General features: G+C 58.4%; 4 protein-coding genes and 3 pseudogenes. 3 read left to right on the top strand and 4 right to left on the bottom strand.

Annotated elements, in window-relative coordinates:
* Positions 1-522: 522 nt before the first annotated feature.
* Positions 523-912 (bottom strand): response regulator transcription factor, encoded by a 390-nt coding sequence (locus AC0L3X_RS33035; RefSeq protein WP_439034079.1) that lies wholly within the window; start codon positions 910-912, stop codon positions 523-525.
* Positions 913-1,002: 90 nt separating this feature from the next.
* Entirely contained in the window at positions 1,003-1,686 is a 684-nt protein-coding gene (locus tag AC0L3X_RS33030; protein WP_439034080.1) for a response regulator transcription factor, read from the bottom strand.
* Positions 1,687-3,475: 1,789 nt separating this feature from the next.
* On the opposite strand from AC0L3X_RS33030, the gene AC0L3X_RS33025 reads away from it, so the two are divergent.
* Together AC0L3X_RS33025 and AC0L3X_RS33020 are read left to right on the top strand one after the other, a co-directional pair.
* The gene (locus tag AC0L3X_RS33025) at positions 3,476-3,604 is read left to right on the top strand and encodes a hypothetical protein (protein ID WP_439034081.1); all 129 of its coding nucleotides are present in this window, start codon (positions 3,476-3,478) and stop codon (positions 3,602-3,604) included.
* A gap of 1,455 nt (positions 3,605-5,059) precedes the next feature.
* On the top strand, positions 5,060-10,621 hold the full coding sequence (locus tag AC0L3X_RS33020) for a trifunctional serine/threonine-protein kinase/ATP-binding protein/sensor histidine kinase (RefSeq protein ID WP_439034082.1): 5,562 nt from the start codon (positions 5,060-5,062) through the stop codon (positions 10,619-10,621).
* Between the two features lie 355 nt (positions 10,622-10,976).
* Here the strand turns inward: AC0L3X_RS33020 and AC0L3X_RS33015 are convergent.
* Positions 10,977-11,183 (bottom strand): annotated as a pseudogene (locus tag AC0L3X_RS33015) (FMN-binding negative transcriptional regulator); the annotation flags it as partial.
* A 292-nt stretch (positions 11,184-11,475) separates the two neighbouring features.
* Between AC0L3X_RS33015 and AC0L3X_RS33010 the strand changes: the two are divergent.
* A pseudogene (locus tag AC0L3X_RS33010) lies at positions 11,476-12,593 on the top strand (IS110 family RNA-guided transposase).
* 403 nt (positions 12,594-12,996) lie between these two features.
* Here AC0L3X_RS33010 and AC0L3X_RS33005 read toward each other — a convergent pair.
* A pseudogene (locus AC0L3X_RS33005) lies at positions 12,997-14,086 on the bottom strand (IS5 family transposase).
* Between the last annotated feature and the right edge of the window lie 141 nt (positions 14,087-14,227).

Below are 14,227 nucleotides of genomic sequence, written 5' to 3'. Positions count from 1 at the left end.
GGTTGCTGGAATCGATCGCACGAATCTCGCGGTGCAAACTGTGGATGGTTCGGAAGTCCAACATGGCCTGCAGCCTTTTGTGAATGCAGCGATCGTCTTGAAAGGCTGCGTGATTTGGCTGTGATCGGCGCGTCATCCTCCCACACGCTCCGGCGCCGGACTTCGCTGGAGCATTCGCAAAAGTGTCGGGTGACCCCTTTTCGGCAAAGTCCTGCCTGGCAAGCCGCTGCCGTGGTACTTTCGACCTAAGCTCAGCATCGTCGCAGGCGCGCACCCTCGTTAGGGCGAGGAGGGCCTCGCCTCGTCTGATTACGCGATCATACCAGATGAGGTGCTTTGTCAGGAGTCCCCCGCTGCAAGTGCTTCGATGAGATGCCGAAAGCACAACAACAGCGACAGGAATGCGGCAAGATGGAAAGGCGATGGTCGCCACCAGCACGAGGTAAGGACTGGCAGCGGCACATTGGTCGATATCGTAAGCGCTGCGCGGGCGCTGTTTGGTTCAGACTGCTTCCCCATCTTTCACGCGTCCGTTTCGCCACGATGCTCGCGTAGCGCTTCATCGAGGCAGGCTATCAACTCCGGACCGGCAAAGGGTTTGGCGAAAAAGGCAGTTACGCCGGCGCTCAACGCGCGGGCTCGCGTGCGATCATCCGCGAAGGCAGTAATCAAGATGAATGGCGCAGCGTGACCCTGGGCCCGCATATGTTCCAAAAGTTCAAAGCCGCTCATCATGGGCATGTGCACGTCTGCAATGACACAGGACGTGTCGTTCAATTGAGACGACCGCAAGAAGTCCTCAGCCGACGCAAACGTATGAACGACGTGGCCCTGCGATTTCAAAAGGTTGTTCAGTGCGGCACGAATCGAAGGATCGTCGTCGATAACGGAAACAGTTGGATACTTTGACAAGACGACCCGTTCTAGTTGGGTGAAGGCGGCGGCCGAAGCATGACGGCCAGTCGAAGGGTGCGCGTGTGCGATGAAATTGTAAAATCATACTTAGGTTTGTACCCTGAGACGGTCGGTCCCAATTCCCAGCCTCTCAGCCATCCTGATCAAATCGGCTAGCGATCGAGCGCCCATCTTCTTCATCACGTGCCCGCGATAGATCTTAACTGTAATCTCGGCGAGTCCGAGTTCCGCGGCTACCTGTTTGTTCAATAGGCCGGCGGCGACCAGTTTCAAGACATCCTGCTCTCGTGGACTGAGGGCCTCAAACAAGGACTGCAGCCTCCTGACCACCTTGTCTATACCCCGCCTGTTCCGATCTTGTTCGATAGCTGCGACTACGCCATCGAGCAGTTCCTGATCGCGAAACGGTTTGCTGAGAAAATCGATTGCTCCACTCTTCATGGCTTTGACGGTCATCGGAATATCGCCATGAGCGGTGATGAAAATGATGGGAATGTGAATCTTCAGTCTGGCTAACTCACTCTGGAGCTCTAGCCCGCTCGATCCTGGCAGCCTGATGTCAAGCACAAGGCAGCTAGGAACATCAGGAAGCTCGCTCTGGAGCAGTTCCTGGGCCGATCCGTAAGCAACGACATCTAGACCGATCGAACGAAATAGGTTGACCAGCGATTCGCGCATGGAGATGTCATCGTCGACGACGAAGACGCTCGGCCTCGCCTCCGGCCCTACGACATTTGCGGCTTCCTTCCGCGGTTCAGAGCGCTGGGTCACGATAAGAGCCTCTTTTCTACGATTTACAGTAGAATTGTCGCGTCACGACGACCTTTGATTGATACGCAGGCTTTCACGCAGTGCGAATCTTTGAGATTTTCCAGGTATGTGACTGGTCAGCCATTCGCGCCAGCGTGACCCACTACAGGAAAGTCTAGCAAAAACCGCCTGAGTGGTCGAGAACTGCCTTTCGCGTCTGTCCGCCGTCGCGTTGGATCGGCCCCGCGGCATCGATCAACAGCCGGTCGAGAAGCACCGAATCCAGGACTTGAAACGCTCGCTTTAGCACGGCGGCGCGTGTCGCATGGCCTTCGCGAGTGGGGCTGCAGCGAACGACTCATTTTGCGGCTGAAGGCTCAGAATGCCCGCCGCCTTGGTAGTTGAACGCGGGGGCGCGAGCTGAACGAATTGGCGCGATTGTGCATGCGCCGATCACGCCGGCGTTGCGAGCGGCAAGCGGCGTAGACTATCGCAGCCGCACTAGAGAAAATAGAAATCAGAACAAGTAGCAGCGGCATCAACACATGAACTCTTCTTTTCCGCCGTCAGAGCGCCTGTGAGTTGCGTCTTTGCGAGCTTCGGGAAACCATCCTTGCATCGACCTCGTACAACCTGACGCAAGGTGCGATTCAAGTCCTTTCCGTCATGTTTGTAGGAAAGATGCTCGAACTCGAGCTGCTGCAGGGACGCTCACGTTCGTTCGCCTCGTTGCTTCCTTCACCAGGCTCGCACCCCAAGATCAAGGCGGCGTAATCTGAATGGAGAGGCGGGATACACTCCATTCGGTGTCCGGCTGCGGACCAGCTCGGCAAGAGGCAGCTGCACTTGCTCTCCTGCATCAGGCAACAACCGCTGATCCAGCCAAAGAATCATTCTCCTACCAGAGTTGGCGGACATCACGGGTCCGTGCCGGGCAGCCTGGAGTTGAAGCTCCGCTCGTTGACCTACATAGCAACGACAAAACGCGCCGCGAGCGGTCAACCTGAATCTGTTGTCAGGCCTGCCAGTAGCTTATCGATCCGCTAAGGGCCTGAGACCCAGGCAGGGTCATTAAAGGCGGCCCGACGCACTCCGCCGAGAACGTGCGTCGGGTTCGCCCCACATCGCCAGTACATCCGTGGTGATGCTGCCTCCAATGAAGCAAGCAGCGTGGCAAAACTGAGGCTCGCTCAGCAAGGCAGAGTAGGTCGTGACTTCCTGCTACTTCGTACCGGTCAGGAAGGGCTTGAATCGTCCGTAGCGTCACGTTGTTCGATGCCAGTGTGGATCTATCGAATTGGCAAAGTCCGATCCGGCAAAGTTCTCGTTGGCAAAGGTTGGATAAATGTTGTCACAGGGCGCGTGGCGCGGAGAAGGCGTTCCGCTGTTTTTCCATTTTAATTGCAATTCTCTTCACCGGTTTTGGGATAGCTTACGTCTTGCTTGAACAGCGATTTAAGCAGCGAGAACTCTCTCGGCGAGCATCGAAGCCTTTCGATGCTCGCCTATGTCTGGCGGAGGACGCGCGACCCAGAAACTAGTGCCGCAATATCGGCTTCGCATGGCCGGCAATCGCCCTCCTGCGAACCGCAGCGAGCGGCATTCCGATCAGTGAGGGCCTGTACGGGCGCTTTGTGAGCATCAGGAGTGCGGTTGTCGCGGGTCAGTTGCCCCATCAATGGGAGCAGGAATGAAGAGAATAGTCATGGGCGCGGTTTCGCTCACGGTGGCTCTCAGATCTGCCCTTGATGCTGTGGTTCAGAGTCGATGACTGCGTGGCGCCTTCCAACAACGGAGCCAGGAGCCAGGAGTGAACGTCGATCTCGACATCAAGGCGGGTGTCGGCGGGATTTCTAGCCTGAGCGTCCTTGCGGCGTTTATGTTCAGCTTAGAAAATGGCCGATTGTGGAGCAAACTTCTTTGGCGGCAGTGCTGTTAAGCGTGGGCGAATTCTCGGGACCGGCTTCTGTGAGAAAGGGTAGTTCAACACGCCAGATATCAGCGAGGCGATCGCCGAGCTCACTGATCGTCTGATCAAATTCAGAGCGGTTCGCACCATAGTCAACCAGGGAAGCGACATTTCCGCCGGTCAGCGTAAAGAGGCACGCGCCCTGGCGTCCGGTATTCCTCGGCCGGCATCAACCTCAGATCTATGGACCGCCCGGGGATCGACAGCTTGGTGCAGGCCTCGATAGGCTGAGCTGAAACTGCGCCAGTGCAGTTTCAGGTCGAAAAAGCAATATCGGTCGCGCTTATGTCCGCGGGGTAGCCATCGAGGCGGCGAAAAGGTCCAGCTGTCCGATTTGCCGCAATAGACCGAGCGCTCTAAGCTTAGGATAACCGATTTCGAGGGGCTCAAGCTTACCAAGAAGCTGCCTCAGTTCTTTGGCTCAAATCACTCGATCAGGCCTTGTGGTTTGTTGATCGTCAAAGTCCAAACGGCGCCGCCGCATCATTGGATTCGTCTCGTTCGAGCTAAGTCTCTCCTGCGATTTGTGAATCAAGCTCGTGACTAGTGTCTGAGAGGCGTTGTCGAAGGGGCGGCCTTCCTCAAGTGCAAAATTGTGTACGGTGAGCTCCTTCAATATCGTGTTGGATGCACAGGCTCTGTGCTTCCTTAGCTCGGTACGGCGACCTCAGTGTCGTCGCGCTACCTGTTTCACGGGGACAGCATGATCAAGATTTCACAGGTGACGCCGGGACGGACCGGGCGCACGGCTAAGGCCACGACAGCGCGCGCCGGGACGGCTCAAAACTTGTGAAGACTCGTTTCTCGGCCCAACGCCATGTTAGTTCGGTGCTGAAGACTGTGTGCGTCGACGGTATGGTCGCTTGCTCGAAAGACATACTCGAACGACGTTGTGCGAAGCAAGTTGTGGAGCTCGGGAGGTCAGTTCGCGCCAGGAGATTTCGCGATAGCTCATAGGGATGGCATTGCGCATCGCGCCCCGGCCGCTGAGGCCGATGCAGCCGTCAGAAGCCGGCGTCCAATGGCCTCGCGCGTTGCGCCGACATGGGCAAACCGATCAGCTTTCATACGTCATTGCCTGCTTAAGCAGTAGCCGCGATCTGGAGCACTGCTGAACGTCGGGCAGTGGGCCGCTGGTGGTCGGTAACGGCCACGAGCCGCTCTATCAAAAAGAATCCCTCGGCCACACACTGTGCTAGTCGGGAGCGCCCGCCGCCGATGCTGTGCAGGCCCGGCCTGCGCGCAGGATTGGGCTGGATTGACACGATCGGGCTGTGACGTATTGGGTGTGTAAGTCGCATCTTGGTCGCCGCGTCCCAGTCTTTGGCGGCCTTGATCGGTACTCGAGCCGTTTTGCGAAGTCCCTTCACAAGCTCGCCCCATATGTGTCAGATTTTGGCTCAATCCTCTTGACTGGGCGGGCAAATGCCGCGGGACCCCATCAACCGAACTCTGTTCGGCTCAAATGTCGACAGTGACATCCAGCCCCTGTGGCAGGACGGTGATCGCGCGTTCTGCCGTGCGTGGCGCCGGCAAATCCACGGCAGCAGGGCTGTCGTGCTTGTGGTGCGGCCCATCGCGGAACACCCAGCGACGCTCGACCGCCTCGCCCATGAGTGTGAGCTGAGGGAGGAGCTAGAGGAGGCATGGGCGGTGCGGCCGTTGGAACTCATCCGGGAAGCTGGTCGGACTATGCTGGTCCTGGAGGATCCATGCGGCGAGCCACTGCTAAATTTACTCGGGGTCCGCATGGAACCCAAGCGCTTCCTGCGCCTCGCTGTTGGTATCACGAGGGCCGTGGGCAAGCTTCACCGGCACGGCTTGGTCCACAAGGACCTGAAACCCGCTCACATTCTGGTCAATTGTCCTGACGAACAGGTGCGACTCACTGGGTTTGGTCTGGCTTCCCGTCTTTCCCGCGAGCGCGTGCCGCCTGAGCCTGCCGAGTTCATCGCCGGCTCGCTGCCCTACATGGCGCCCGAACAGACCGGACGAATGAATCGCTCAGTCGACTGTCGCAGTGATCTCTATTCACTTGGCGTGATATTCTATCAGATGCTGACCGGCGCGCTCCCGTTCACGGGCTCAGATCCCTTGGAGTGGATCCATTGTCATATCGCAAGAAAAGCAACACCGCCTGTCGAGAAATCGCAAAACCTCCCGGAGCCAATCTCTCAGATTGTGATGAAACTCCTCGCGAAAACCGCCGAGGAACGCTATCAGACTGCCGCTGGCCTTGAGCACGATCTGCAACACTGTCTGGCAGCATGGGCCAACCACGGTCGCATCGACACATTTGAGCTCGGCGCAGACGACACACCTGATCGGTTGCTCATCCCCGAGAAGCTCTATGGCAGAGCCCGCGAGATCGAGACCTTGCTTGGCTCTTTCGATCGCGCGGTGAACAGCGGTGCGCCGAGGTTGGTGCTGGTTGCCGGCTACTCCGGCATCGGTAAGTCCTCGCTTGTCCAGGAGCTACACAAAGTACTCGTGCCCTCGCGCGGACTGTTGGCATCAGGCAAATTCGACCAACTGAAACGCGATGTTCCCTATGCGACATTAGTGCAGACCTTTCAGAGTCTTGTGCGTCCTCTTCTCAGCAAAAGTGAGGGTGAACTCGCGACCTGGCGGCAAGCGCTCCAGGAGGCGCTCGGCGCGAATGGACGGCTGATGGTCGAATTGATCCCCGATCTGAGTCTGATCATTGGCGAGCAGCCCGCGCCTGCTGAGCTTCCAGCCCGGCAAGCGCAAAATCGTTTCCAGCTGGTGCTTCGCCGCTTTATTGGTGTGTTCGCGCGGCGAACCCATCCATTGGTGCTCTTCCTCGACGATTTGCAGTGGCATGACGCCGCAACACTCGACCTGATCGAGGATCTTCTGACGCAGTCGGACCTGCACCTGCTGCTCATTGGAGCTTATCGCAGCAACGAGGTTGATGCAGGCCATCCACTCAAACGTAAGCTCGAGTCCATCAGGAGAGCCGGCGTAAATCTAGAGGAGATAACGCTTTCGCCGCTCACTGCAGACGATGTCGCGCAGTTGGTCGCGGATACCCTTCGCTGCGGACCAAAACGCGCCGCTCCGCTTGCAAAGTTGGTGCATCAAAAGACGATGGGCAATCCGTTCTTCGCTATTCAATTCTTGTCTGAACTGGCCGAAGAGCAGCTGTTGACGTTCGATCACGAGCCGGCGCGCTGGCGTTGGGATCTCGAGCGCATTCACGCAAAAGCGTACACCGAGAACGTCGTCGATCTGATGCTGGGCAAGCTCATCCGGCTGCCCGAGGAAACGCAGGACGCGCTGCAACAGCTGGCCTGTTTCGGCAACATGGCCGAGACGGCAGAGCTTGCGATCGTGCTCGAAACGTCACGGGAACAGGTACATGCGAGGCTATGGCCAGCGATCCGGCAGGAACTGATCGCGCGCCAGGGAACAGTCTACCGCTTTGTCCACGATCGCGTTCAAGAGGCGGCTTACTTGCTGGTGCCGGAATCCTCGCGCGCTCCTGCCCATTTGCGGATCGGTCGGATGCTTGCGGCACATGTCCCTGCGCACAAACGTGAAGAGACTAGCTTCGATGTTGTCAGTCAACTCAATCGAGGTGTCGCGCTAATCGCTTCCGGTCAGGAGCGAGAGCAGCTCGCGGAGTTGAATTTAATCGCCGGACAGCGTGCCAGGGCGTCGGCGGCCTACGCCTCGGCACTCACATATTTCACCGTCGGTGCTGCGCTGCTCGCGCAGGATTCGTGGCAAAGGCGCCACGAACTCGCATTCGCACTGGAGACAAGCCGGGCCGAATGCGAATTCCTAGTAGGCCAGCTTGACATTGCAGAGAGCCTCCTATCCGCACTGTCGAAGCGGGCTTTGAACGCGCCCCAACGAGCAACGGTCGCATGTTTGCGGGTCGATCTTTACTTGACGCTCGGTCAGCACGGCCGGGCAGTGGCCATAGGTCTCGAATATCTTCGCGACGTCGGGATCGAGTGGTCGCAGTGTCCGACGGACCAGGAAACACTGGCCGAATATCAGCGGATGTGGTCACAGCTGCCCGACGCAATCGAGGATCTTGCTGGTTTGCCTGGAATGACAGACCAGACCTCGCTTGCCACGCTTGCCGTCTTGACGCGGATTCTTCCGCCGGCAGGTTTCACGGACGCCAATTTATCTGCTTTGGTCATCTGCAGAGCCGTCAGAATCAGCCTCGAATACGGCAACACTGATGCTTCCTGTGCCCATTACGCATGGCTAGGCCGAATCTCGGCCGGACGCTTCGGTGACTACCAAGCGGCTGATAAATTTGGTCGTCTTGCTTGCGATCTGGTTGATCGCGGTGAGTTCTCCCGTTTTCGGGCTCCCGTCTATTTGGCCGTCGGATGCAACGTAATCCCGTGGACGAAGCCCCTTAGAGATGGCCGAGTTTGGATCCGGCGAGCGCTCGAAGCTGCGGTCAGTAGCGGCGATGTCATCTATGAGGCGTACAGTTTGGTTCATCTAACCTCAAATATGATGTTGGCCGGAGATCACCTCAAAGAGGTACAGAACGAGTTAGAGAAAAGCGCTGCTACGATCCGGAACAGAAAGGTCCAATTTGCTGCTGATGCCGTAACCGCTCAGCTCGCAGTCATCAGAACCATGCGCGGCCTCACGCGCTCGCTCGGTTGCTTCGATGACCAGCAATTTGACGAGCTAGACGTTGAACGATCGTTGGCAGGAAGTCCGGAGCCTTCACCTAGCGAAACCGTCTACTGGATCCGCAAACTTCAGGCGCGGTTCCTATCCGGCGACTATGCTGCGGCTGTTGGTGCTCGCTCGAAGGCCGAGCCCAAACTATGGACCATACCAACAGAGTCCTTGATCGCGGAGTTTCACTTCTATGGTGCGCTGTCTCACTCATGTTATTGCGACAGGCTGAGCGAAAGCGAACAACAGCAACATCGAGATATCATTGATGCACATTACAGACAGCTGCAGATATGGGCGACGAATTGCCCCGAAAACTTTGAGAATCGGGCTGCTTTGGTCGGGGCTGAGATTGCGAGGCTGGAGTGCCGGGATGTAGACGCAATGCGACTGTACGAACACTCAATCCAGACCGCCGGGCGTAACGGTTTCCCCCACCACGAGGGGATCGCTTGTGAACTTGCAGCGCGCTTTTATGCTGCGCGCGGTTTTGACAGGATCTCCCGGGTTTACCTGCAGGACGCGCGGCGCGGCTACCTTCGTTGGGGAGCAGATGGTAAGGTGCGTCAACTCGACGAACTGAATCACCATCTCAGCCATGAGGAGACCACCCTTGCCGTGAATGGCATGAGGATCGGAGCTCCGGTTGAGCATCTTGATCTGGCGACGGTGACAAAAGTGTCGCAGGCGATTTCCGGCGAGATTGTGCTTCAGAAGCTAATCGACAAGCTTATGCGGACTGCCGTTGAGCAGGCCGGCGCCGAACGAGGTTTGTTGATTCTGCTGGATGGAGGCGAGCCACGGATCCAGGCGGAAGCCACAACGGTAGCGGATACGCTGCTTGTAAATGTGGATGAACAGCCCGTGACTCCGATGGCTCTTCCCGAGTCCGTGCTGCATTTCGTCCTACGTGTCCGCGAAAACGTCATTCTCGAAGATGCTGCTGCCCAGCCTTCATTTGCGGAAGATCCGTATATCCGCGAGCGCAAAGCGCGTTCTATTCTTTGCCTGCCAATGATCACGCAGGGCAAGCTGATCGGCGTACTTTATCTGGAGAACAATCTCGCCCCGCGCATATTCTCGGCTGCCCGCAGCTCCCTGCAGAAAATGCTTGCCTCTCAAGCTGCAACCGCGCTGGAAAACAGCCGGTTGTACAGCGAAGTGCAGCAACGGGAGGCGAAAATCCGTCGCTTACTCGACGCTAACATCATCGGGATCTTTATCATCCGCGAAGGGGGCGAGATCATCGAGGCAAATCGGGCCTTCCTCACAATGGTTGGATACGACCAAGAGGATCTTGTCGCAGGGCGGGTGAACGGTCTGGACCTGACACCGCCAGAATGGCACGAGCGCACAATGGAGGCTCGGACAGAAGCAAAAAGGACCGGAGCTGTTCAGCAGTTCGAGAAAGAGTATGTTCGGAAGGATGGCAGCCGCGTGCCGGTGCTAATTGGCCTCGCCGTATTCGATGAGCGACAGGACCAAGGTGTTGGCTTCGTCCTCGACCTGACAGAGCGAAAGAGAGCGGAAGCGGAAGCTCGTGAAAGCGAACGGCGGTATCGCGAGACTCTGATGGGCCTTGCACACGCCAATCGGATCACGACAATGGGACAGCTGGCCGCCTCGATCGCGCATGAGGTCAACCAGCCGATTGCGGCGATCAGCAGCAATGCGGGGGCAGGGCTAAATTGGCTCGGTGCTCAACCGCCAAATCTGGAAGAAGTTCGGCAGACCTTCGGATTGATTGTCCGTGACAGTATGCGCGCAGGTAACGTGATCCGTCGGATCCGCGCTCTTATGAATAAGGCTCCGATACAAACGGAGCTTCTTGCACTTGACGAATTGATCTTAGAGGTGCTGACCCTAGTTCGCGCGGAGCTCGCAAAAAATGATGTCTGGGTGCGAACCCGACGGTCTGAGACTCTGCCGCTTGTTCGAGCAGATCGCGTTCAGGTCCGGCAGGTGATTCTTAATTTGATCACGAACGCCATTGAGGCCATGAGCGATCTCAAGGAAGGCGACCGCGAACTACTGATCACTGCGCGGACAGATAGCTCGAATAACGTATTGGTCACGTTTCGGGATACGGGTCCAGGACTCAATCCAAACAGCGCAGACCGCGTGTTCGAGGCGTTTTACACCACCAAATCCGAAGGCATGGGCATGGGGCTTGCCATTTGCCATTCTATTATTGAGGCGCACGGGGGCCGGATGTGGGCGGGCGCCAATGATCCCCGCGGGGCCGTCTTTCAGTTCAGCATGCCCGTTGCGCCGGAGGGCCTGGATCGGGCGGAACAGGTCTCTTGAACGTCTTGGGCTCGATTTCGATGTCGAGCAGGGATGCTCCGGGAGCCCCGATCATCGTGACAGAAGCGAGCGGCGTGAACTTGGGAATTTGAGACATTCGCTTCTTGCTGCCCGTCGGGGATGTTGGAGCGACCGCAAATTGTCGCGAATTGTCAGAAAAGTCCGGATCTGGCCGCAGTGGTCAGATTCAAGACGCTTCGCCGGCTCTTTGCAAATCTCCTAAGCCTAGGGCCGTCAAGCGGAATCGGACGACAGCAGCAGAAGGAGTGTTCGCGAGAATGACGGCAATCGCCATAGAGGAAATGGAGGAAATCCACGTGATACGGGGTCGTTTACAATACCTCGTGCGGGTTGGTCATCCTTTCGGAATGAGGTGAGCCACGCGACGGGATTCGTCACGGTCGCTCTTCGACAAGCCATCAATGACGCCGGCGCGATCCGCCGCGTTGCGGTTCTGGCTCATCTTGCGCGTGCCATCGAGCCGTGTAATTTGCATTCGCAGACCGACAACCCCCTTAAGCTCCGCTTTAATGAAATCGGCAGGGGCGTCCGAGACAGTCCAGCTGATCAGGAGCGGTCAGTTTACAACTAACAAACCGGCTCAAGTGGTCCCGTTCCGCGGGTCCATTTCAATGACTTAAGCAAGCATCCTGCGGATAGGCCCCTTGCTGTTCCAATCAAAGCATGCCGACGCTATCAACACAACATCAGGGGCGCGGACCTTAACCGCGCGTTGTCACCTAGACCCTATGTTTGCCCTGTGAGGTGACGGGCGGCCCGCCCCGCGGCAAGCTCCTATCGAGGGTTGCGCCGGATGGTCCGGCGCCGAGCCTCAAGCATGGGGAGCGGGCCTGATGAACGATAGCATTTTCGTGGGGCTGGATGTGCACAAGGCGACGATTTCGGTTGCAGTGGCCGAAGCGCTGCGCGGCGGGGAAGTTCGTAACTTGGGGATCATCCCTAATCGCGCCGATCAAATCGCCAAGCTGGCAAAGAAGCTTGGCAAGGGTGACCGGCAGGTAAGTTTTTGTTATGAAGCCGGCCCCTGCGGATACGGCCTGCATCGACAACTGACTGGACTGGGGCACAACTGCATCGTGGTGGCCCCCTCGCTGATCCCGACGAAAGCCGGGGATCGGGTAAAAACCGACCGGCGCGATGCGGCGATGCTGGCCAAGCTGCACCGGAGCGACGAGCTGACAGCCGTGTGGGTTCCGGATGCGGCGCATGAGGCCATGCGCGACTTGGTGAGAGCCCGCGCCACGGCGATGCGTGTGCTCGGCAAGGCGCGACAACACCTCCAAGGCTTCCTGCTGCGCCATGGGCGCATCTATGCCGGGAAGAGGGGGTGGACTCTGGCTTATCGTCGCTGGCTCACCACGGTGCGCTTCGATCACCCGGCGAGCCAAATCGTTCTGCAGGACTACATTCATGCCGTGACCGACGCTGAGGCCCGTGTGGCTGCTTGACCAAGCGGATCGAGGAGCTGGCGCCACAATGGTCGATGACGCCATTCGTAGAGGCCGTGCAGGCCATGCGCGGCGTCGCCTTCATCGTTGCCGTAACGGTGGTTGCCGAGGTTGGCGACTTCTCTCGCTTTGACAACCCCCGCCAGTTGATGGCCTTTCTCGGCCTCGTGCCGTCGGAGTATTCGAGCGGCGCAACCATCCGACGCGGCGGCATCACCAAGGCTGGCAACGCTCTGGCCAGGCGGGCTCTGATTGAGGGGGCATGGACCTATCGCATGTAAGCTCGCGTCAGTCGCAAGCTCCATGACCGTAACGAGCGCCTGCCTCAAGCTATCCGCGATATCGCCTGGAAGGCCCAGGTCAGGCTGTGCGCCCGCTATCGCCGCTTGTCGGCGGTCGGCAAACCCAAGGTAAGGTGATCGTCACCACCGCCATTGCACGCGAGATGGTTCGGCTTCCTGTGGGCGATCACTCGTCAAGTACAACTCGGGCCGGTCGCCTGAAGGGCGCTGCTCGACCATATCGGTGCCCAGGGCAGGAGGCGGGACGCGGTGGGAAATCCTCGTGGCCTGTTATGAGCCGGCATTGCCGACGCTCGCCCCCTAGACCGAGGCAGCCCCAAGACGAAACCACGGTCATGCGGTAGCCAACCCGCGCATGAGAGCTTGATCAACCGTCGTCTTTGGCCCTGCCTCTACCGTGGGCACCTTCGAAGTCCAGCGTCCGGGCGCTCAGCCGGAAGCGGCTCCGCTTGATCGAGTCCCTTGACAGCAAACATGAGAGCAGTCTGCTGAAAAACCTTGAAACTGAGAGTTTTTCTTATTCTGACCGGTCGTTGTTGGGGCGGCGCGGCGGAGTTGGAGGTAATTTCTAGCCTGGTGTTTGGTGTACCCTGATGCGGGGCGGCTAAGCGGCAAGCAGTCTGGGGATTCGGATCAGGTTGTAGGCGATCAGATTGAGCAGGAAGTCGGCGGCGCGAGCGATGCCGCGATGTTTGGTCTTGCGCATGGTGCCGTGCTGCTTGCCCCATCCGAGATGCACTCGACCATCGCCCGGCGCGACTGCGACATGCCATATCCGGGACGCCGTGTGGTTCGTTTGTTCGTTCGTCGATGGCGCTGTTGCGGGTTTTGCCGGTTTTGGTGACGGCCTGGCTCTGTGTCACATGCGGCGTCACGCCGATGGCGCGAAGGTTGGCGACATGATCGGCGGTATCGGACGCCTTGTCCTCGCCGGCAGTGATGCGACGGCCCGCGGCTTTGCGTCTGGCCTTCAGCGTGGTCTCCGAAGCCCGGCGTTCGGCGGTGCCATTGGCATGCGTGACCCTGCCGGCTACCGCCAGCCCATGGCGGTTCTCCATGGTGGCGTGGCCCATATAGCAAAGCTTGGCCTCCTGTCCGGCCGCCTTGCGATAAAGCCTGCTGTCCGGGTCGCTGGTGCTGGCATGGGTGTCGTTCTTACGCTTCCGGCCGTGGAAGTTGGCGCCGTCATCATCATCACCGCTACCGTCCTTGGGACGAAAGCTCTTCTGTGAAACCCAGGCTTCGATCAGCGTTCCATCCAACGAGAAGTGCTCGTCCGACAGCAGTGGCTGGACCTTCAGATGGTTCAGAAGGCTGGTCATGAACTTCGTGAACACATCGCCGTTCTGCAGCCGCTCGCGGTTCTTGGTGAAGGTGGTCGGGTCCCAGACCGGATCGTCCGGCGACAGTCCCACGAACCAGCGATACAAACGATTGAAGTCCAGTTGCTCCATCAACTGGCGTTCCGAGCGGATGCCGTAGAACACCTGCAGCAGCAAGGCGCTCAACAATTGCTCCGGCGGGATCGAAGGACGCCCCTCGCTGGGGGAGAGCTTCCCAAGGCTGCGGTTCAAATCACTCAAAACATTCCGGACAAGTTCCCGGACCTTCCGCAGCGGATGGTTCGCTGGCACACGCTTATCGGGCGCGATGTACGAAAACAGGCCGCCCTGGTCCGCAAACCTGCCGCGCATGATCGCCTCCGCCGATTCGAGATGACAAAGTGAATCATCAAGTCTCCTCCGTGGCGATGGGTTCGAGCTATCGCCGAAAGTTGGTGACGGCGGGAATCGGGAAGGCGGCATATCGTGGGGGTGCTTGACGCCTCCACTTCT

The organism is Bradyrhizobium sp. MI1.7 (assembly GCF_055811795.1).
The sequence above is the reverse complement of the archived record's forward strand: the minus strand, read 5'-3'. Positions and strand labels throughout refer to the sequence as shown.

Excerpts from the sequence above, each read along its gene's own strand:
- AC0L3X_RS33020 (WP_439034082.1), top strand. The coding sequence starts at position 5,060 with ATGCCGCGGGACCCCATCAACCGAACTCTGTTCGGCTCAAATGTCGAC.